Here is a 20,953-nt window from a genome sequence, read left to right as displayed (position 1 = left end):
ATCCAATCCTTTTTAACCAATTCCATATCCTACATCTTTACCCATGTTACAGGTATAAATAAAGCGCACAGAATCACCGTTATTGAGAGCGTAACTGCCACAGCCCACATTGGGAGCATGACCGTTAACTGCATAAAGCCAGCCGCTCATAGAACCGCAGTCCTTCTCGTATAGATTGCCAATTCCAGCAACATAGCCACCAGAAACATCTGCGGAAACACCGGAAGCCATCAGTGCATCCAAAGCGGTAGCACCGGGACTTAATGTCACAGAGGAAGAAAAAGCAGGTCCACTTTTTCCCTTTGCTGCAGCGGCAGAAGAATCAATGGTAAAAGAAACTGTAATCTGCTGCGCCGGAACATCATGATTTTCTTGCGTCTGTGCCTCGCCAGCACCAGACTCACTATTTCCGACTTTTGCTGCTCCTTCGTTTTGAGAAGTTGCCTGCCCCTTTTGTGCAGATACAGTACTCTCATTATCTTGCGTTTCTTGAGAAGAAGCCCCCACCTTATCAGAAGAAGGTTCTTCTGATAATAAACCTCCAGGCATTAATTCCGATGGAATAGATCCCTGCTGCAGTTCTTCCGAAGAAGCTTGTGAAGATACCACGTCGGAAGGGACTTGAGGCGCCGCTATTTTTTCCTTAGAACAGCCTGAAAAAAGAAGGATGCTTAAAAAACAAACAATAAAAACACCAAAACGACTTTTCAAACTTTTACTCCTCTTTTCGGTTCTTCCAATGAACTAAATAAATCACGACTCCAACAATCGCAAGAATTCCAACTGCAAAAGTGACATAAGCCCACACCGGGATCTGAAAAACAGTAGAATTGTCCATTCCCTGAGAGAGTTGATTGGAACCGTTCCCAGCTTTCAAATCGGTGGCTGCAGTCCCTAATTTTGCTGTTGTAAAAAGATATTCTCCACCATATTCCGTAGTAAACATCACACATTTATTATCAACAACTGCCTGCTGTAAGAACTGTGGATCCTGACCATCGGTCAAACGATAAACATAAATGGTGGTCTCATTCTGCATGGACTCCGGCAGACGATAAACCACCGTTGTTTTAGCCGGAAGCTTTCCACTATCCGCAAAACGAATAATCAGATGGTTGCCCATATTATCTGGAAGCTTTGCCTTTGTTTCTCCATCCGAAAGGACCGTAATTCCAAGCCGCAGTCCTTCTGTGGGATCAAGCACATCCTGCCCCAAAAAACTGACCGCATAATTGCCTGCATCTACTGAAAGGCGCAGATTCGGATACTTCTTCAGTTCTGAAAAGGTCTGAGAAGAAAGCTCTCCGTCTTTTTTGGCAATAGAAAGTAATACCTGCCCATTTTGTCCTGCTTCACGAACCTTTTGTGCAATCGAATCCGTTAGATTATTCTCATCATCATTCTCTCCACTTTGACCGTTAAGTGCTTGCCAAATCGCTCCAAGCGGCGTTTGTTCTGTAGTTTTCTCACTAGAAGCGGTTTCGGTTTCAGAGCTATTCTGATCACTGCTGACATCCTGGTTTCCATTCTCCGAACCCTGTGAAGAGCTTTCCCCATTTTGTTCTGAGGAAGTAGGATTGGGAGAAGCAGAGGAAGAAGATGATTCTGGAGCTGGTGGCTGCGGATTTTCATTCTTCGTAATTGCAAACAGCACCCCCGAATCATTTCCATAATAAAGAGTCCCGTTATTGTCAGCCGCAACGATGCTCATGCAATAATTTTGCTGAGAATCCGCCGGTTGATATAAAGTCGAAAATGTAAAAGAATTTCCGTTTAACCGTGCCAAATATAATGCACCGGGATTATTATTCTGTGTCAAATAAACACACATCTCATTGGAAACAGCATCCGGCGCCACCAGCATTCCGTAGCAGGCACCATCTTCCAGCGTCTGTGAAGCGATTTCTGATAAATCATTAACATCAAACGCTTTTAGGTAACCAGCTTGTCCATATGTACCGCCCGCTACAAAAACTTTTCCGCCAACCACAATCGGGCTTGTTTTTGCACTGGCCGGCAGCGATACGGAACCTGCGATCTGTGGGTTTTCCCCTGGCGTTACTTTATAAAGCACGCCGTCATCTGTAGCTGCCCAAAGAAATCCCTGCGCAGAAACCAGTGAAGTACGAACTTTTCCAAGTTGACAGGTAGACTGATCGCTTCCCGTTTTTGCATCAGCAGAAACAAGGACTCCATCATCCCCGCAAAAATAAATACGATCCTCTATTTTTACTGCACCAGCTCCATAATAGCTGCCGGTCCCGTATGTCCATTTGGGCGAAATCGTTTCCGTTCCCTTTGTGCTGTCCGTATCTTCTGCCGAATATGCTGCAAAAGTGCCAGTGCTCGAAGCATCAGTCAATCCCACATAAAACATATCGTCTGCCTCATCATAGTAAACCGGAGACAGCCCCTGATATTTTGGATTACCGGAACCATCCGTCATCAGTTCCGTGATAAAAAGAGGTTCCAAGGTAGAAGCATTCAGCACTTCAATCTGCCCATTCCCCAAAGGAACAAACAGTTTTCCATTGCCGTAAGTAGGATAAGAATAATACCCCAGAGAAGAAGCCAGACTCTGTGATTTCTCAATTGCTCCGGTAGAAGCATTCAAAATTTGAACTTCATTATCCCGTGCTACATAAATCTGACCATTGACTAAAAGCGGAGAACCTGCATAACCACCCCACGAATTTGGATTCTTGCATTGACTTTCCCAAAGCAGCTTTCCATCAACAGGAGTGGAAGCTAAAGTGGTAGCATTATTCTGTGCATTTCCAAGATGCTGCGGCCATTGGGAAGAAAGGGCTACTGGTGTTTCCCCTGACGAACTAGAACCACTAGAACTATTAGAAGAAACCGGTAAAGATGAAACCTGTGAAGACTCCTCAGAAGAAGAGCTTTGAGAGGAAGACGATAAAGAAGAACTTTCTGGTTGATTTTGAGTAACGGTTACTTTGCAGCTTGGATTGCTGATATTATAGGCATAGTTTCCCTTACTATCATACCATAGAGTACTTTGTCTCTCTGCGCTGACAAAATAGGTGCCAGCTTTATGAAAAGTAATGGAATCTTTTCCGTCTGCTCCTGTGTTAGCAGAAGAAAGGGTATAATCACTGCTGGAAAGCGCCTGTCCATTCTGATCATAAAGGAGAAGAGTTGCTCCATCAATAGCGGCTGCCGTACTTTGAGCCGACATATTTCCTTTTCCAAGTAAGGTAAGAGTCAGTGGCTGATCAATCGTCGCTGCAGCTTCCGTCTGATCAAAATAAGCATAATTACTCGGTTCAAAAGAAGAATACCAGCTGGCATAGAATACAACGGTATCCCCATCTTTAATTGGACAAGACGCGGCCGTATAGCCCGTCCCTTTGCTGTCGGAAGGGCAGGAATCCTGGTTAACTGCATACATCCAATAAACATCAGTAGGCCAGTTATCCTTATCATTACAAAAATCATTCAGGAATCCGCCTGCTGTTACATCAATAAGAGCAGACATTGCATCCTTATCCGCACCATATTCGTCTTTACAGTATTGCGCAAGCACATGCAGCGGCGTATCATAGCCGGGGTCCTGACTAATGTTAAGGCCGTAGTCGCTAAAGGTTTGATAAGTTGCAGGCAACGTCACCTTAACCGGCTGCACTTCTGTGTTTCCATAGCCTTCTACTCTCAGAGTTACCGTAATCCCTGTTGTTTTTACCGGCTCCTGAGCTACCGCAGGCTGTACGACAAATACAAACATAAAGGCAATCGCACAGAATAGGCTGGCAATCCGTTTTTTCATATTGATTCTCTTCCCCTTTTGTTGTTCTTAAAAAATAAAAAAGCAGCCTTTTACGGCCGCAAATAAAAGGATACAAAGCCCTCCGATCATTTCAGCTGGAAGGATCTTTTCTTTTTCTTTTATGCAACCAATTTCCTCACCGAATAATTTGCTTTTTATTTTTAACCAAAAAGATATCCTGACTTTTGGGCCAAATACCTACTCATCCGGTCTTCCCGCTTTTGACAGTGACTGTTTTTGGATTTTCGTTGCCCTTTTACAGTAGAGTGAGCTGTTGCGGATTTTAACCGCATTCCCTCTTTGGTCTCTTTGTATTTTATCTTATCAATTAGATTCTGTCAATCTTTCACCGAAAAAGCTTGTCTTCCATTTTATGATTTTTTGAGCGGCGGCGAGCTGTTTCTTCTTCATCGATACAAAGCGTTCCCTCTTGATCATCAATTCGCAAAACGCTCCCCTCCGCTGCTCCTTTTGGCAGTTCTGCTGATTCCAATGCAAAAAAGCGTCCATCCTGATCTTCACAAATTGCCAGTGTTCCCTCAAAGCGGTCAATGCTTACGATTCTCATAATGGTGATGTCCTCTCTTTCCATCTGTTTTTTTGGTCTGAGATTGGTGTTTAAAAAAACTGTGGGGCCCATTCTCGTCGTTTTTTCGATTATTTTCCGTTTTTTTCATTGCTTGCTCACGCCGCATTTCAGGCGTTGGATGAACAAGAAACTGTGAGCCGTCTCCAATTAAATCCGGACGTCCCGCCGCTTTCAGCGCTGCAATTACCTCTCGCTGCAAATGCGGTTCAAAATACTGAAGCAACGCCCTCTGCATAGCTTTTTCCTTCGGATTTTTTGTCACATAGACCGGTTTCATTGTCCATGGATTGAGGCCCGTATAATACATGCAAGTTGCAATTGTTCCCGGCGTCGGATAAAAATCCTGCACCTGTTCCGGACGCAAATGTTGTTTTTTAAGAAACAATGCCAGTTCTACAGCGTCTTTTAAAGTGCTTCCAGGGTGCGAACTCATCATATATGGAACCAGATACTGCTCTTTTCCATATTCCCGGCACAATGCAAAATATTTCTTTTGAAAGCGCAGAAAAGACTCAATATGAGGCTTTCCCATGGCATCCAGCACTTCGGGCACACAGTGTTCCGGCGCTACCTTGAGCTGTCCGCTGACATGATATTTAACAAGCTCCCGAAAGAAGGAATCATCCGGATCTGCCATCAAATAATCAAATCGGATTCCAGAACGAATAAACACCTTTTTTACTTTTGGCAAAGCCCGAATCTTTTGGAGGATGTCCAAATATTCACTATGATCGACCTGCAAAGCCGGGCATGGGGTTGGCGCCAGACATTTTTTAGGGCCTGGACAAAGACCGTTTTTCTCCTGTTTGAGGCACGAAGGATGACGAAAATTTGCAGTAGGCCCGCCGACATCATGAATATAGCCTTTAAAATTTGGCAGAGTCGTCAGAAGTTTTGCTTCTTTCAGAATGCTCTCTTCACTGCGGGAGGTCACATATCTGCCCTGATGGAATGCAAGAGAGCAAAAATTGCAGGCGCCAAAACAGCCGCGGTTCTGTGTAATGGAAAACTCCACTTCCTGAATGGCCGGGACTCCGCCTTCCTTTTCGTACATCGGGTGATAAGTGCGCATATAAGGCAGCTCATAGACCGCATCCAGTTCTTTTTGAGAAAGCGGTAATGCAGGAGGATTCTGCACCAAAAGCAGGCTGCCGTGCTTTTGCAGGACTCTTTTTCCACGAAAAGCATCCTGCTCATCCTGCTGTTTTCGGCAGGAAACCGCATATTCCTTTTTCGATTTCTGTACCTGTTCAAAGCTGGGGCAGTCGACTGCGGGTCCGGGCTCATATTCCTTTGTGGGAATCAAATAACAGGTCCCCCGAACATCTCGAATCTCCGAAGCTTTCTGTCCATTTTGAAGTCTCTGGGCAACTTCTTTCACCGGGCGTTCTCCCATCCCGAAGATCAGGAGGTCCGCTCCGCTTTCCACAAGAATACTGGGATGAATCGAATCATCCCAATAATCATAATGGGCAAATCTTCTCAGAGAAGCTTCCAACCCGCCTAAAATAATGGGCGCATCGGGATATGCTTTCCGGATACAATGACTATAAACCGTAACCGCGCGGTCGGGCCTTTTTCCGGTTTTATTTCCCGGGGAATAAGCATCCATCCGCCGCGGACGTTTCGCCACCGTATAATGTGCCACCATACTATCCAAATTTCCGGCGTTCACAAGAAATCCTAATTTTGGACGTCCAAAGCGCTGAAAATCCTGCAGGCTGTGCCAATCCGGCTGCGCAAGAATTGCCACCCGATAGCCGCAGCTTTCCAACACTCTGGAAATAATTGCTGTTCCGAAAGTCGGGTGATCTACATAGGCATCTCCGGTCACCAAAACGAAGTCCGGAGCTTCCCACAAAAGCGCTTTCATCTCTTCCTTTGTAACGGGTAAAAACGGCATAAAACACCTCTAAAAAAACTAAAAATGCAAAAAGTATAAGCTCTGTTCCTTTTATAACTGTTCTTTAGAGGAAGCTTCTTCCGGATTTTGTTCCGGAGCATCCCCTTTCTGCATACTGCGTTCCAACCACTGCTGATAAGTAATCAGTACCTTACGCGGTTTAGAGCCTTCATGCGGGCCAACGACTCCCATCTGCTCCATATTGTCAATCAAGCGTCCCGCTCTTGCATAGCCGAGCCGCAAACGTCGCTGCAAAAGGCTAGTGCTGGCTTGTCCTGCTTCTACAACACATTTGATTGCGTCTTCCATCATAGGATCCTGATCGCTATGCGATTCTGTTGTAGAATCGCTGCCCTTTTCGGCAACAGCATTTTTTTCGATCTCATCGGCGATCTTCTGATCATATTCGCCTTCGCCGCTCTTTTTAATGTATTCTACAATACTTTCGATTTCACTGTCACTGACAAATGCGCCCTGCACTCGAATCGGCTTTTGCGTGCCAACGGGAGAAAAGAGCATATCGCCGTTGCCTAAAAGCTTTTCAGCACCGCCGATATCAATAATCGTACGGGAATCCACCTGACTGGAAACGGAGAGTGCAATTCTACTCGGAATATTCGCTTTGATTAAACCAGTAACCACATCTACGCTCGGACGCTGTGTTGCAATCACCAGATGCATTCCAGCGGCACGCGCCATCTGTGCCAAACGGCAGATACTGTCTTCCACTTCATTTGGAGCAGCCATCATTAAATCCGCCAGCTCCTCAATAAAGATGACGATTTGAGGCATATGTTCCATCGGAAGGCCATCTTCCGTCTGATAATTACAGGATTTTGCAAGTGCATTATAGGCTTTTAAGTCACGCACATTATATTCAGCAAAAATCTTATATCGCTTGAGCATTTCCGTTACCGCCCAACCCAAAGCGCCTGCTGCTTTACGGGGATCGGTCACGACCGGGACAAGCAGCTGTGGAATTCCATTATAAATAGAAAGTTCTACAACTTTTGGGTCGATCATTAAAAAGCGAACTTCTTCCGGCGTGGATTTATAGAGCAGACTAATAATAAAAGAATTAAGGCAAACCGATTTACCGGAGCCAGTGGTACCGGCAATCAGAAGATGCGGCATCTTTGCAAGATCTGTTACCGTAACTTCACCTGCAATATTTCTTCCCAAACAGACTGTCAAAAAACTCTTTGCTGAAACAAAAGCATTTGACTCCACCAAATCGCGCATCCGCACAATCGATTTTTGCTTATTTGGCACCTCAATTCCAACAGCAGCTTTCCCAGGAATCGGTGCTTCGATACGAACGCCTGAAGCTGCCAAATTCATCGCAATATCATCGGAAAGATTTGTAATTTTACTGATCTTAACTCCAGCTGCCGGCTGCAACTCATATCGAGTAACACAAGGTCCTCTGCTGATATCCACAATTTTTGCCGAAACGCCGAAGCTTTTCAGAACAGAAATCAGCTTCTGCCCATTCTGTTGAAGTTCATTTGTCACATTTTGCTGATCAGGCTCTTTTGTTACATTCAGCATAGAAACTGGAGGAACATGATACCCTTCCGAATCTTCTGTTTGATGAACAGAAATATCCATCGGCGCAGTGGTCCCATTGACTGCAGTTTCCAACGCCTTTTGCTCCTGATCGAGCTTTCGCTTACGCTTTATAAAATTTTGTGCTGCTTCTGCACTGCCATCCGCATGAGCCGGCGTTTCCAGCATCATTTGTACTGGAATGCCCTCAGAGACCGTTTTTGAATCCGGAATCTCAGGCTTCTTATCTTGCCCAAAAGCAGAAGTATTGACTGCTTCTCTGAGCCGCTCCAATTTATCATTCTTAGGAGCTTCTGCAAAAGCATCCTCAGAAGGCTTCACTGTCTTAGAGCGAACTGGGTGCTGTGGCATTCCATCATCCAACGGCACATCAATATCAGTGCTGCGGATAATCTCTCCCTGCCGATTTTCCCGAACCGTATTGACCGCTTCTGCAGCCTTCTCCACCGGCTTTGTGAGAGTTCGAATGAATTTAATCAACGTGGTGCCGGTAAGCAGCATCAATCCCACAAAAATAGCCAGAACAAAGAAAATACGCGCACCGGCATAATCAAGTGCTGCACAGACAGGAATTCCGAGAAGGCCGCTGAATAAGCCTGCACCCTGCCCATCAACCCCCATGCGGTAAAGCGCTGTCAGCTGACTGCCAAATTCTTTTACAGTAGCAGCACCGCTGTGACTGCCAAAAGAGTAGACTGCCGAACAGAACAGAGTGATAATAATGACTATCAGCCACACTCTGCCGCTTAAACGGACATCTTCCCGATCCATGGAAGTTACGATTGCAATATAAAGAAACAATGCCGGCCAAAGAATCGCACAGTTTCCAAAAAGTCCGCCGAGAGCATTATGAATCCAGTTCCAGAAAAAGGCACCGGGCAAAATAATCATACAGCCCAGCAAAACTGCAATCGAAAACAAGACCACTGCAGCCGCTTGTTTATTGCGGCGCCGTACCGGTTCTGAAGCCGGTGCAGACCGTTTTGTCCTCCCTTTAGAAGCAGGTTTTCTGCTCCTCGGTGCAGAGGATCTTTTAGTGCCGGAAGTTGCCGACCTTTTTGTTGTTTTCTTCTGAGACACTTTTGAAGCTCCTTTTTTATGTAACGGATAACGAAAAATATTTTAAAGCGGCATATGAGAGAAAAGATTGAATCCAGTCACATGCTCAATAATTCCAATAATAATAGTTAAGACGCCGAGGATTCCGGTATAAACGACAAAGATGGCTAACTTGTTGGAAGAAACAATCCACTTGAGCAGTTTGATTGCAAGGAATCCGACGATCATTGCCGAAAGTAATCCACAAATTACCACACCAAATCCAATGCCGCCGGTTCCCTGAGCAACTGCATCTTTTGTCTCTAAAACAACCGCTGCTAAAATAGCAGGAATTCCCATAACAAATGAGTAATCCAAAGCAGACTGTTTATTAATACCGCGCATGAGGCCAACGCTCAGCGTCGTCCCAGAACGGGAAAGGCCCGGAAACACTGCTGCAAATACCTGCCCCACGCCAACACAGAGCGCATCTATGGGATTATACTGTCTGCGTCCTCCGGGGAGCGTTCTTCCATCTCTCATCATCGGACGAACCTTTCGATTCATCTGAATTCCAAAGTACAGAAGTACGCTGGTACCAAGGAAGGAAAAACCTTCAACCAAAATATCGCTGTCTCCGGATAATATATCCGCATAATCTTTAATAGAATGACCCGTTCCAGGAACCGGCAGGAACAAGAGGAATAACGGTAAAAGACCAATGATCAACATCATCAGCAAACGACGGTCAGGACTCATTTGTTTCCAATGAAACTCTCTATGTACCAGATCCTGTACCACTCTGACCAATTCCCGCAGAAGTCGAAGAATCAAATTTCGATAAACAAATATCACTGCAATCAATGTGCCTAAATGCAGCATAACATCAAAGAAAAGACCCGGCATTGAAAGGCCCATCATATGTTGTGCCAGAGAAAGATGCCCGCTGCTGGAAACCGGCAAAAACTCTGTTGCACCTTGAACAATTCCTAAAATAATTGCCTGCAGAATACTCATAAGTTACCTCCACTTATGTAAGGCGTAAAAACGCCTCATTTTTTTTCTTTATTTCTTGGTCTAACTGTTTTCTTTCGTCTCTTGTCAATCATTCCATAAAGGCAGTCCAACGCATCTGATAAACTTCCAAGAGAATCAATGAGTCCCTCTCGTACTGCGTCAGGCCCATCTAAAACGGTTCCTACGTCCATAACCAGTTCTTCTGTGTTCATTGAAAGTTCCATAAAACGCTTTTCAGTAATTTTGCTGTTTCCCACCACAAAATGTGTAATTCTCTCCTGCATACGCTGAAAATATTCCAACGTCTGCGGTACTCCGAGCAACGTGCCGTTCATGCGAACCGGATGAATTGTCATGGTAGCACTTGGTGCAATAAAGCTATGCTTTGCAGCGACTGCTAAAGGGACCCCGATTGAATGTCCCCCGCCAAGCACCAAACTGACTGTTGGCTTTTTCATTCCAGAAACCAGTTCAGCCAATGCAAGCCCGGCCTCCACATCTCCGCCGACCGTATTGAGAATAATCAGCAGACCATCTATATCCGATGCTTCCTCGATTGCGACCAGCTGCGGAATCACATGCTCGTATTTTGTGGTTTTATTTTGACTTCCTAAGATAAAATGTCCTTCAATCTGGCCGATAATGGTCAGGCAATGGATTCGATGCCCCGGTTTTCCCGCCGTAACACTTCCGCTTTCACTGATTTCGTCCCGACGTTCTTCATCATCTTCTTTTTCCGGAGAATCCGTATCCATTAATGCATAAGGCCGTTTATTTTTCAAGACAGATTCGCCTCCCAGCTGGTAGTCTGCCCTAAAAAAAACGACCCATTCAAGAAACACATCATCTTATAGGAATCGCTTTATTATAACATTCCCTTCCGCTCTGCGCAAGAGAAGGAAAAGAGTTTCCTTTTTTCCTTGTTTTCTCGGTGTTAATTGATTGACAACTGCATAAATTTATTAGATAATATGTTATTATAAATAAAGTAAAGGAATCTATTCTGTCGAAACACCAAAAGGTGAATATTGCAGGAAACTTCTTTGCAGAAAGGATCATTTTTCATCATTTTGTTCTTGATGACCGGATAATCAGAAAGATCCAGGCCAAATCATGATTTTCCGATCTTCCCACTAGCACTAAAAGATTACTAAAAAATAAAAATTTTTGCAGCGCGAATATTCGTCCCTACCCAAAGGGAAAACCATTTTAGATACTTTTTTAAATCTTGCCGTTTAGTTTCTCATCTTTGTAATTTGGATTTTTTTAAACAATATTATCCCTTAAATTAAAATAGAAATCCTCATAGGTGGGCAAAATGACAGATAGCGTTCCTCCAAAAAAGCATTCTGTGTTTTCTTTTTTGCGGCAAAAGGTGTTAAAAATTAGGGAGATAAATTTTTAAAAATTCATGAAACCCAGGGTCGAAGATCACTCCAAAGAATGATACTATTCAGCGCTCTTTTCATAAATTAAAAAGGAGAATAAAATAATCCCAATTTCACTCTTATCATCTTTTGGAGTCAAACCTAAAAAAGGTGTTTCTACTAGAATTGGAAGAAAATATTGACCGGAGATTTTCTTTTACATGAAACATTGTCCAAAAAGTGCAGAGTCATGCAGGGGAATTCTCCGAAAAAATGCAAAAATGTTCAGCAACGATTGTTGCAAGGAGGAAATAAAGCTCATGCCGAAACGTGAAAATGTATCAATGTCGGTGATCCGGCGCCTACCGCGCTATTACCGTTTTCTGCGTCAACTGCAGAAAGAGGGCGCTACTCGGATTTCTTCGACGGAATTATCAAAACGTCTGGGACTTACTGCCAGTCAGATTCGTCAGGATCTTAACTGCTTCGGTGGATTTGGCCAGCAGGGTTACGGATATATGGTAGATCAGCTCTGCTCTGAAATTCGTCAGATTTTAGGCCTTGACCACTGCTATAAAGCAGTTCTCTTTGGCGCCGGGAATCTTGGCAGGGCCATCGCCAGCCATATGTCTTTTGAAGCGATGGGTTTTCAGCTGATTGGGATTTTTGACAATGATCCTCTGAAAGCCGGAAAAATTGCCGACGGTCTCCCCATTCGTATGACGGAAACTTTTGAAAGCTTTTATCAGGAAGAACATCCTGATGTAGCCGTACTCTGTATCCCCCGTGGTTGCGCCCAGAAAAATGTCGACTATCTTTACAAAGTTGGAATCCGCAATTTCTGGAATTTCAGCCATTACGATATTGCAATGCGCTATCCGGATGTTGTGGTGGAAAATGTCCATTTAAACGACAGTCTTATGACCCTTTGCTATCGAATGTCCAACTAAGTCTATCTGATTTTTCATTAAAAAGGAGGAATCTCTATGTATTGGATTATTATTGGTGTTATCATTCTGATCCTGATTTTTTGGTTCGCAGGAACATATAACCGCCTCGTAAAATTAAACGTCCGAGTAGACAATGGCTGGAGTCAGGTAGATGTTCAGCTGAAAAAGCGCTTTGACCTGATTCCAAACTTGGTAGAGACCGTAAAAGGCTATGCCACTCACGAAAAAGGAACTTTGGAGGAAGTTGTAAAATGGCGTGCCGCTGCTGGCAGTGCCAAAAATCCGCAGGAATTGATGGATGCAAACAATCAGCTTTCTCATGCAATTGTGAATCTGTTTGCTACAGCAGAACAATATCCGGATCTTAAAGCAAATCAAAACTTTCTTTCTCTTCAAAAACAACTCGAAGATATTGAAAGCAAGATTGCTATTTCCCGTCAATTTTATAATGATACTGTCATGCGCTATAACGAATTCACCGTACAATTCCCCAGCAATTTGATTGCTTCCATCTTCCATTTCCATGCACGCCCATATTATGAAGTTTCGGACGAAGAGCGCGAAGCACCGCAGGTGAAATTTTAATATGAAAATGAAAAGAAAATTTTCAAAAATTTCTCTTCTCAGTTTTTTACTCTTTGGTTTAATTTGTTCTCTGTTTTGGGGCAGCACTATTTCTGCTTCTGCAAGCAGCAGCGGCAGCCAAACCGTTTCACAGATGACGATTGATGCACAGGCACAATCAAACGGAGATCTTCTTGTCACCGAAAAGTGGGCGCTCCATGTAACAGAGCGCAGCAAAGCGTACTCTAATTTTTACCGGACATTCGATATGGCCGGAAGCAATGGCATTTCTGCTGATTCGATCACACTAAACAGTGTATTTGATAATGATAGTGGGATTGAATACCAGAACATCGGTGATATTAATCCTGAAAATGTAACAGGGCCGCAAAACTCCTGCTATCTGCACAAATCAGGAAATCAGATTGAAATCGGTTGGTTCGCTCCAAAATTCACTTCTGGTAACCGTACTTTCACATTTTCCTATACGATTCACAATGTCATGAACGTTTATCAGGATGTTGGAGAAATTTTTGACACATTTGTACCAGATAAGTTTTCGTTTTCAGTCACTAAACTGACCGGAACCATTCGGTTGCCTCAGGCAGTTTCTGATCCGAATACCCAGATCCGCGCATGGCTCCACAGCACTGCCTCCGGTTCTTGGGAGGTCCTTCCGGACGGCACCGGAATCACATTCTCTCTGGAAAACATTCCAAAAGAAACGATGGTCGCCGTACGAATGCTTGCGCCTGCAACCCTGTTTTCAGAATCGCCAAAACAAATAAATGAGGCGAAAGGATCTGAAATTGCGGCAGAGGAACAAGCTTTAGTTGACAAAGCAATTGCGCACCAAGAGACGCAAAAACAGCTCGGATATATTGATGTAATCGGTGGTATTTTGTTTTTAGTACTGGCAATCTTTTTGACGATTTATATTCGTAAAAAATACTTTAAGCCTTATCAACTCAATTCTCCGGAATATTATCGAGAGATTCCAAAAGAAGCTTCTCCTGGTGGAATTGCCAAGCTGTTCTACTATTATGACGGTGGTGTAGATCTGACGCAGGAGCAAAAGGGCAGAGTTTACAGTGCTACCCTTTTAAGTCTTGCACGCAAAGGTTACGTTAACCTTATTCCGGATCAAAACGAGAAGGAATTTCGTATTTCAATTACGGACGATAAGGCTCGCGAAGACCTGACTCAAAGCGAAGCTATTTTCCAACAATTATTTAGCAATGTAGCAGAACATTATAATGGTTCTTTTTCCATGAAAGACTTTAAACAGTATGCTAAAAAGCAGTATGTCTCTGTTGACTCTTTGATCTCCAGATTTTGGGTAACAGCAGAGCGCGAACACACTGAAGCTGATTGGTATGAGAAACGTCCAAAAGCGGTCAAAGCTTTCATAGCGATCGCCTCTATGGCTGCTGTTTTGGGCATTGTTCTCTTTGTAGTCCTTTTAGCTATTGCCAACCTAACGATGATCTATCTCCCGCTGGGCATGCTGATTGGCGGAATCATTCTCGCTGTCTCTTGCTCCTCTAAAAAGCCGAGGCTTACCAAAAAAGGCCAAACAGAATGGGATCAATGGCATGGACTTAAAAAGTATATGCTTGATTTTTCAAATCTCAAGGAATATGAAGTTCCGCAGTTGGCACTTTGGGAAGAATATCTTGTTTATGCCACTATGATGGGGATTTCTAAAAGAGTGGCAAAACAGCTCAAATTGGTTTATCCTCAGCTCAATACGGTTGATTATCAAAGTGGAAATTGGATGTACACCTATTTCTGGTATGGAAATTTCTATCATTACAACTACGATTTTGGAGAACAGTTCTCCAGTTCGATGAATCAAATCACACAGGCTGCAACCCGTCTTGCACACCCCTCTATCAGTTCTTCTACCGGCTCTGGTTTTGGCGGCGGAAGTTCCTTTGGCGGTTTTGGCGGCGGCGGCTTTGGTGGCGGTGGCGGCGGCTGCCGATAATCATTCTTTCGTAAAAACAATAATGGGCAGGAATTCTAAACTTGTTTTTAAAAATTAGAATTCCTGCCCATTTGATATCTTTCTAATAAAAGACTTCGTCGATTTTAAAAAAAAGCCGCCTGAAAGGTTTCAGTCTTTCAGGCGGCCTTTTTATTTTATTTTTTAGCAACCCTATGATGTTCTTTTGCTGCTTTAATCAAACCTTGGAATAATGGATGCGGACGATTTGGACGAGATTTAAACTCAGGGTGGAACTGCGCTCCAATATAATAAGGATGCTGATCTCTAGGCAACTCCATCATTTCTACGATATGATTGTCAGGGCTTCTTCCACAGAGGATCATACCATGCTTCTCCATATCTTCACGATAGTCATTGTTGACCTCATAACGATGACGATGGCGCTCAGAAATTAAAGACTGTCCATCATAAAGCTCACTCGCCATAGTACCAGGCAAAAGCTTACAGGGATATTTTCCGAGGCGCATAGTTCCGCCAAGCTGAACAACATCCTTCTGTTCCGGCATCAGGTCAATGACATGATTGGTGCTCTGCGGATCAAATTCGGCAGAATTGGCATCAGAAAGCCCCATGACATGGCGTGCGTATTCGATAATTGCCAACTGCATTCCAAGGCAGATTCCGAGGAACGGCACTTTATTCTCACGCGCATATTGAATTGCAATGATCATGCCCTCAATTCCGCGCTGTCCGAAGCCACCGGGAATTAAGAGTCCATCCATACCCTTTAATACCTGTGCGACGTTCTCCTCTGTAATGGTCTCAGAATCGATCCAATTAATATTGACCTTTACTTTATTTCCGAAGCCACCGTGTGCCAACGATTCGGCCACACTCAAATAAGCATCATGCAGTCCTACATATTTGCCTACCAGTGCAATATTAACGCTCTCTTTAAGAGATGTTACCGTATCAACCATGGAAATCCAATCGGCCAGTTCCGGTCCATGAGTATCTAAACTAAAGCGCTTGCAGACAATATCGTCCAGCTTTTCTTCATGGAGTGCCAGCGGCACCTGATAAAGGCTGGGAAGATCCAAATTCTCGATCACACATTCTTTCTGCACATTGCAGAACAGCGCGATCTTATCTTTGACTTCCTGCTCAATTTTTCGGTCAGAACGCAAAACAATAATATCCGGCTGAATTCCAATGGACAGAAGCTCTTTTACACTGTGCTGGGTCGGTTTGGACTTATGCTCGTCCGAACAGGCAAGATACGGCACCAGTGTAACATGGATAAACAGGCAGTTCTGACGGCCTACTTCCGTTGCGAACTGACGAATTGCCTCCAAAAATGGCTGACTTTCAATATCGCCGACCGTACCGCCGACTTCGATAATCGCAACATCTACATTTTCTTTGCCGGCCGAAATTCTCGCCTTAATTTCATTAGTGATATGTGGGATCACCTGAACCGTACCACCGCCGTAATCACCATTTCGTTCATTCTGGATTACATTCCAATAAACCCGTCCGGAAGTAACATTGCTGTTCTGGCTCAGATTTTCATCGATAAAACGTTCATAATGTCCCAAATCCAGGTCGGTTTCAGCGCCGTCATCCGTTACAAAGACTTCTCCATGCTGAAAAGGATTCATCGTCCCGGGATCGACATTGAGATAAGGATCGAATTTCTGCATCGTAACCCGCAGACCTCGTGCCTTTAACAGGCGCCCTAAAGACGCCGCCGTGATGCCTTTTCCCAACCCGGACACCACACCGCCAGTGACAAAAATGAATTTTGCAGCCATGATTTCCCTCCATCTGAATCCATTGGTTTTTTAAAACAATTAAAGTTATTATATCTCCCAACCAATGCTCTTGTCAATGTAAAGGACTGACTTTTCGACAAAAATATCATTTTCTAATAATCGAAAGTTTATCCTTCATATTGTTCTACAGTGGCTTTTTGAATCACAACATCTGTCTTCGGCTTTTTGGAGGAACTATCTACTTCTACTTGCGCAATCGCATCTACGACATCCATTCCCTCAAATACCTGTCCAAAAACAGTATGCCCGCGTTTTGGAGTAAAAGCATTATAAGCACCGTCCAAAAAAGGATTTCCACCCTGTTTTTCATAAAGCTTTTTATAGGTATCTGTTAAAGAATCCGTATTTAAAATAGTATACTGATTTGCTGCAATCTGTGGCCATTGGGATTGATCATACGTTTTTAATTGGCTGTAAAGGCTTTCATATTGACTCCACGCACTGGAGTTTACAGGACCTGCCTGATTGATAAAAAATTGGCTTCCATTTGTATTGGCCCCACTGTTGGCCATCGCAAGACTGCCGCGCAAGTTAACAAGGTTTGCACTAAACTCATCTTCAAAAGTTCCGCCCCAGAGACTTTCTCCTCCGGTACCGTTCCCTTTTGGATCTCCTACCTGAATCATAAAGTCCTTCATGACACGGTGAAAGGTAAGTCCATTATAATATCCTTTTTGAATCAATCCCACAAAATTCTCAACCGTTTCCGGAGCTTCCTTGGGAAACAGCCGGATTTTTATGGTTCCATAATTTGTTTGCAGGACCGCGATCTGCTCCCCTTTTTGAGGAAGCTGTAATTGATCTCCAAGCTGCAGACTACTAGTTGACGAATCTTGGCTTACCATTGACTGCGTCTTTTCAGATGCTGCTTCTGAAGAAGGCTGTGAAGACACCACAGAAGAATTTCCAGATGAAGAACCACAGCTGGTCATAGAAAAACCGATCATTAAAGATAAAAGAATTGGAATGGATTTAGCAAGTCGCATGTAAGAACCTCCTGATCATTCATTTTCTAAAAAATCATTGTGAATACCCCCTTCTTTCTCCGCATATTTATGAAACGGCAGTAAAAAAGGAGGTAGTCAAAGAATGCTTGGATTTGAGCCGGAAGGACGGTTGATCAACTGCATCGAAAATCGTGCAGCGCTCAACAGTCCGGCATCTCTTAAAGAAGCTATGAGGGAAGGAAAAATTCTGGAGGGACGCGCATTAGTCTGCACCTCTGATCACGATCTGATCGTCGATCTCGGATGTATGCGCGGCATTATTCCGCGGGAAGAGGGCGCCATAGGAATTCGTGAGGGCAAAATCCGTGATATTGCAATTTTATCCCGGGTAAATCGTCCTGTCTCTTTCATTGTAACCGATATTGAAGAAAACGAAAATGGACAGCGTGCAATTCTTTCCAGAAGAAAAGCACAAAACGTTTGCATGGAATCCTATCTCAGTAAGCTTAATCCTGGAGATATCATCGATACACGGGTTACCCATCTGGAACCTTTCGGCGCTTTTTTAGACGTCGGCTGCGGAATTTCCGCCCTAATGCCGATTGATTGTATCAGCATTTCCCGAATTAATCATCCTCGAGAACGTTTTAGCGTTGGAATGGATCTAAAAGCCGTGGTCAAAAGCATTGAAAACGGCCGCATCACGCTGACTGAAAAAGAACTGCTCGGAACATGGGAAGAAAATGCCGCTCGTTTTTCACCCGGTCAGACCGTTGCAGGTGTGATCCGCAGTGTAGAGCCCTATGGGATTTTTGTAGAACTGACCCCAAATTTAGCCGGACTTGCCGAAAGCCGTCCGAATATTCTGCCGGGACAGCAAGCAAGTGTTTACATCAAAAATATTCTTCCATCCCGCATGAAAGTAAAGCTTGTTATCATTGACGCTTTTGATCAGGAATGGGCGCCGAAACCACCGGAATACTTTTTCAGCGGCAGTCACATGGATCGATTTATCTACTCTCCATCCGACTGTCCGAAACGAATTGAAACGATTTTTTCACCTGAACAAAATGATTTTTCTATTTCCAAACCGGAAAACACACCGAATCCACCTTAAAATAATTGCCGGGCACTCCGTCTTCATCAGCGGGGCGCCCTTCTTTTATGATTCTTTTTTGAGCTTTTCCAATTCGGATTCAATGCCTCTTGAAAAAGCATCATTATGTTTTTGCTTTCCTTCTTCATTCACATAGAGAAACGGCGGATAAAAAGTACTTTGCCGCTGATCCTGTAAAAACTTTACAGCAGCTTCCATTCCAGCCTCGTGATGAAGGATTTGAGACAGACGGACAGCAGCCTCTCCGCTATAGGGCATCAGTGCATAAGCTTGCTTTTGATGCATTAAAGCTGAAACATAGAAGGACCGTTGAGCTTCTGCTGTTGCCATTGCCATCAAAACTTCTCCGCGGCGCAAATCTACTCTTCTCTTCCGGATTCCGTCCTGAATCAAAATTTCTTCATTTCCGATGTCCCAATTAGAAGGTGTATTGAGAAATTCCTTTGCACAACGAATTACGCCATCCTCATACCCTTCCCCTAACATACTGTACGCCATTACGGAAAGATATTCCGAAAGGGAAGAATGAGAGGAAGAACACAGCTCTATAACCTTCTGATAAATCTCTTTCTGTGTTCGAAACCCGGCAATCATCTGGTCTGCCTTGCTATCCATTAATGGATCATGAGAAATATAAACTCCCGCACGTGCTAAAAGTGCTGCCGCAAAATTTTCGTTCTCTGTTATTTTTTGATGCAATTCCATGAAAAACACTCCTTTTCATGACAAATAAATAACTTTTTAGCAAAGGCGAACGCCTTGTAAGGCCGTGCTGACAAACTGTGCACGGCGAATTTGGCATTGCTTAGCATCTAGTTCTCTTCCTGCCTGCACCGTTAAAGTTGCAGGCTGCACCGCGATTTTTAAGGTATCAAGTTGTTCTGCAGTCAATCCTCGAATGAGACCTGCAAAAATCCCCACCCGTATCTTTGAGTAGCAATCAAAGAAAACTTCCTGGGACAAAATTCTTGCAGTCTGTAAAGTGCTCAGACTACCCCGAATTTCCCCCTGTGTTTGTGGTTGTGAAAGCATCTCTTCTCTGGCCTGTTTTTCCCGCATAATGACTTGTTTTGCCAAAGCAGAAAGATTTTGGACAGCCTCTGTTTCGCTGATTCCAAGAGTGATACGATTACGCATTTCATAAATGGCAGCATCTGTTCCATAAAGGCTGCGCATTACGAATCCAAGCCCAATCAGATCGGTACAGATTCGATCCATCTCACCAAGTTGTTCCAAAGCCGGCAGATGCAGTTGCAGTCCTGCCACCATGCCGGTCCCCAAATCCATAGGGCTTTGCGTAAGATACCCAAGGTCTCTGCGAAACGCAAATCGCAGACTGCGATCCAGTTGAGTATCCAACTGATCAGCCGTCTTTAATGCCTCCGAAAGTTGGTTTCCTGTTCTCAAAATTTGAATCCGCAAATGGTCGGCGCCATTTACCGTAATGCTGTCCCCTTCATCCGAAGTAAAGAACAGTGCTCTTCCGGAAGTCTTTGCAATGAATTCGGGCGTACAAAGCTGCCGCTCTGCAAAAGAAACCGCTTCGCTCTCCGTCATTTCTTCCATCAGAATATAGCGGTAATCCTGTGCCCGACTGCAAAGAGAAAGCGCTCTTTTTACCCTCTCTCGGCTGCGTTCCAAATCAGAACGAGACATCTTCGATGGAAAAGGAAGGTCTGCAAAATTTCGCGCTAAACGTACTCGGCAGGAAAGCACTGTTTCTGAATCGGGTCCGGATTTTTCATACCACTTATGCATCGCTTTCTCCACCCTTCAGAAGATTCTTATTCCCTTCTCGAATTGCCTTTTCCAACATCTCACGCATAGGAATCATCTGGCTCTGCAAACGAGGCTGCGGCAAATTTTCGCCTGGGAATTTTCCGCAGTGAAGTTCATTTCCATGCAGTCGTTGAATCAGCGGCATCAGTTCTTCCTCAAAGGCTTCATAACAAAGTGCACAGCCGACTCTGCCGGTTCTTGCAATCTCTTCAAAAGAAGCCCCGCACTGCGGACAGCGCTTTTCCGGTTCCGGCGGCTGGTCCCCAAAGAATTCGCTCAGCATGCTGCCGTACCCTCTGCCCAAACCGGACAGCAAGGTGTTATATCCCAGTCTTCTTGCACAGGAAGCGCAAATTGCATACTCTGTCAAACGACCGTTTACAATCTCTTTGACTCGCATTGTAGCGGTTTGTTCCCCGCAGGATTGACATAGCATAATCGTTCCTCCAAATCAAAATCTCTTTAAAGTTGGAATTAGTATACTGCCAGAATGTGAAAAAATTATGAAATTCTCTTTTCTCTGTAGGCAATGCACACATT

At 44.1% G+C, this 20,953-nt stretch carries 16 protein-coding genes and 1 riboswitch; of the genes, 4 read left to right on the top strand and 12 right to left on the bottom strand.

Going from position 1 to position 20,953, the window contains the following annotated elements:
• Nucleotides 1–12: 12 nt before the first annotated feature.
• From OP489_RS03895 to OP489_RS03865, 7 genes are all read right to left on the bottom strand, one after another.
• Nucleotides 13–711, bottom strand: a complete 699-nt coding sequence (locus OP489_RS03895; RefSeq protein ID WP_266163041.1) for a DUF4430 domain-containing protein — start codon at nt 709–711, stop codon at nt 13–15.
• A gap of 4 nt (nt 712–715) precedes the next feature.
• On the bottom strand, nt 716–3,787 hold the full coding sequence (locus OP489_RS03890) for a PQQ-binding-like beta-propeller repeat protein (RefSeq protein WP_266163040.1): 3,072 nt from the start codon (nt 3,785–3,787) through the stop codon (nt 716–718).
• Nucleotides 3,788–3,937: 150 nt separating this feature from the next.
• Nucleotides 3,938–4,115, bottom strand: a riboswitch (cobalamin riboswitch).
• Nucleotides 4,116–4,133: 18 nt separating this feature from the next.
• The gene (locus OP489_RS03885; protein ID WP_266163039.1) at nt 4,134–4,355 is read right to left on the bottom strand and encodes a DUF3006 domain-containing protein; all 222 of its coding nucleotides are present in this window, start codon (nt 4,353–4,355) and stop codon (nt 4,134–4,136) included.
• Nucleotides 4,336–6,279, bottom strand: coding sequence for a YgiQ family radical SAM protein (locus tag OP489_RS03880; protein ID WP_266163038.1), 1,944 nt, complete (start codon nt 6,277–6,279; stop codon nt 4,336–4,338). Before OP489_RS03880 ends, OP489_RS03885 begins: the two co-directional genes overlap by 20 nt.
• Before the next feature lie 51 nt (nt 6,280–6,330).
• A complete protein-coding gene (locus OP489_RS03875; RefSeq protein WP_266163037.1) occupies nt 6,331–8,928 on the bottom strand; it encodes an FtsK/SpoIIIE family DNA translocase in 2,598 nt (865 codons plus the stop codon).
• 42 nt (nt 8,929–8,970) lie between these two features.
• On the bottom strand, nt 8,971–9,903 hold the full coding sequence (locus OP489_RS03870; protein ID WP_266163036.1) for an undecaprenyl-diphosphate phosphatase: 933 nt from the start codon (nt 9,901–9,903) through the stop codon (nt 8,971–8,973).
• A 35-nt stretch (nt 9,904–9,938) separates the two neighbouring features.
• Nucleotides 9,939–10,658: a ClpP family protease gene (locus tag OP489_RS03865; RefSeq protein WP_266163468.1), complete on the bottom strand. Its 720-nt coding sequence runs from the start codon at nt 10,656–10,658 to the stop codon at nt 9,939–9,941.
• A 932-nt stretch (nt 10,659–11,590) separates the two neighbouring features.
• Here OP489_RS03865 and OP489_RS03860 point away from each other — a divergent pair.
• The 3 genes from OP489_RS03860 to OP489_RS03850 are packed head-to-tail and all read left to right on the top strand — an operon-like array spanning nt 11,591 to nt 14,774.
• Nucleotides 11,591–12,220, top strand: coding sequence for a redox-sensing transcriptional repressor Rex (locus OP489_RS03860; RefSeq protein ID WP_266163035.1), 630 nt, complete (start codon nt 11,591–11,593; stop codon nt 12,218–12,220).
• Between the two features lie 36 nt (nt 12,221–12,256).
• Nucleotides 12,257–12,805 (top strand): LemA family protein, encoded by a 549-nt coding sequence (locus tag OP489_RS03855; RefSeq protein WP_266163034.1) that lies wholly within the window; start codon nt 12,257–12,259, stop codon nt 12,803–12,805.
• Nucleotide 12,806: 1 nt separating this feature from the next.
• Nucleotides 12,807–14,774, top strand: coding sequence for a DUF2207 domain-containing protein (locus tag OP489_RS03850; RefSeq protein WP_266163033.1), 1,968 nt, complete (start codon nt 12,807–12,809; stop codon nt 14,772–14,774).
• A 155-nt stretch (nt 14,775–14,929) separates the two neighbouring features.
• Here the strand turns inward: OP489_RS03850 and OP489_RS03845 are convergent, their stop codons facing one another.
• Both OP489_RS03845 and OP489_RS03840 read right to left on the bottom strand, forming a co-directional pair.
• A complete protein-coding gene (locus OP489_RS03845; protein ID WP_266163032.1) occupies nt 14,930–16,549 on the bottom strand; it encodes a CTP synthase in 1,620 nt (539 codons plus the stop codon).
• A gap of 128 nt (nt 16,550–16,677) precedes the next feature.
• Entirely contained in the window at nt 16,678–17,556 is an 879-nt protein-coding gene (locus OP489_RS03840) for a peptidylprolyl isomerase (RefSeq protein WP_323135418.1), read from the bottom strand.
• Between the two features lie 103 nt (nt 17,557–17,659).
• Here OP489_RS03840 and OP489_RS03835 point away from each other — a divergent pair, with 103 nt between their 5' ends.
• Nucleotides 17,660–18,634: a S1 RNA-binding domain-containing protein gene (locus tag OP489_RS03835; RefSeq protein ID WP_266163031.1), complete on the top strand. Its 975-nt coding sequence runs from the start codon at nt 17,660–17,662 to the stop codon at nt 18,632–18,634.
• A 45-nt stretch (nt 18,635–18,679) separates the two neighbouring features.
• On the opposite strand, the gene OP489_RS03830 is transcribed toward OP489_RS03835, so the two are convergent.
• Genes OP489_RS03830 through OP489_RS03820 form a run of 3 tightly spaced genes read right to left on the bottom strand, consistent with a single transcriptional unit; the run spans nt 18,680 to nt 20,849 of the window.
• Nucleotides 18,680–19,339 carry a hypothetical protein gene (locus OP489_RS03830; protein WP_266163030.1) on the bottom strand — a complete coding sequence of 220 codons (660 nt, stop codon included), beginning with the start codon at nt 19,337–19,339 and terminating at the stop codon, nt 18,680–18,682.
• A gap of 36 nt (nt 19,340–19,375) precedes the next feature.
• Nucleotides 19,376–20,392 carry an ATP--guanido phosphotransferase gene (locus OP489_RS03825; RefSeq protein WP_266163029.1) on the bottom strand — a complete coding sequence of 339 codons (1,017 nt, stop codon included), beginning with the start codon at nt 20,390–20,392 and terminating at the stop codon, nt 19,376–19,378.
• Nucleotides 20,385–20,849 carry a hypothetical protein gene (locus OP489_RS03820; RefSeq protein ID WP_180341132.1) on the bottom strand — a complete coding sequence of 155 codons (465 nt, stop codon included), beginning with the start codon at nt 20,847–20,849 and terminating at the stop codon, nt 20,385–20,387. The genes OP489_RS03825 and OP489_RS03820 overlap by 8 nt, the downstream gene beginning before the upstream one ends.
• Between the last annotated feature and the right edge of the window lie 104 nt (nt 20,850–20,953).

The organism is Caproicibacterium sp. BJN0003 (genome assembly GCF_026314295.1).
Lineage (GTDB): Bacteria > Bacillota > Clostridia > Oscillospirales > Acutalibacteraceae > Caproicibacterium.
The sequence above is the reverse complement of the archived record's forward strand: the minus strand, read 5'-3'. Positions and strand labels throughout refer to the sequence as shown.

Coding starts and splice junctions, on each gene's coding strand:
- OP489_RS03890 (WP_266163040.1), bottom strand. CDS start 3,787: ATGAAAAAACGGATTGCCAGCCTATTCTGTGCGATTGCCTTTATGTTT.
- OP489_RS03885 (WP_266163039.1), bottom strand. CDS start 4,355: ATGAGAATCGTAAGCATTGACCGCTTTGAGGGAACACTGGCAATTTGT.
- OP489_RS03880 (WP_266163038.1), bottom strand. CDS start 6,279: ATGCCGTTTTTACCCGTTACAAAGGAAGAGATGAAAGCGCTTTTGTGG.
- OP489_RS03870 (WP_266163036.1), bottom strand. CDS start 9,903: ATGAGTATTCTGCAGGCAATTATTTTAGGAATTGTTCAAGGTGCAACA.
- OP489_RS03865 (WP_266163468.1), bottom strand. CDS start 10,658: ATGGATACGGATTCTCCGGAAAAAGAAGATGATGAAGAACGTCGGGAC.
- OP489_RS03860 (WP_266163035.1), top strand. CDS start 11,591: ATGCCGAAACGTGAAAATGTATCAATGTCGGTGATCCGGCGCCTACCG.
- OP489_RS03855 (WP_266163034.1), top strand. CDS start 12,257: ATGTATTGGATTATTATTGGTGTTATCATTCTGATCCTGATTTTTTGG.
- OP489_RS03850 (WP_266163033.1), top strand. CDS start 12,807: ATGAAAATGAAAAGAAAATTTTCAAAAATTTCTCTTCTCAGTTTTTTA.
- OP489_RS03845 (WP_266163032.1), bottom strand. CDS start 16,549: ATGGCTGCAAAATTCATTTTTGTCACTGGCGGTGTGGTGTCCGGGTTG.
- OP489_RS03840 (WP_323135418.1), bottom strand. CDS start 17,556: ATGCGACTTGCTAAATCCATTCCAATTCTTTTATCTTTAATGATCGGT.
- OP489_RS03835 (WP_266163031.1), top strand. CDS start 17,660: ATGCTTGGATTTGAGCCGGAAGGACGGTTGATCAACTGCATCGAAAAT.
- OP489_RS03830 (WP_266163030.1), bottom strand. CDS start 19,339: ATGGAATTGCATCAAAAAATAACAGAGAACGAAAATTTTGCGGCAGCA.
- OP489_RS03825 (WP_266163029.1), bottom strand. CDS start 20,392: ATGCATAAGTGGTATGAAAAATCCGGACCCGATTCAGAAACAGTGCTT.
- OP489_RS03820 (WP_180341132.1), bottom strand. CDS start 20,849: ATGCTATGTCAATCCTGCGGGGAACAAACCGCTACAATGCGAGTCAAA.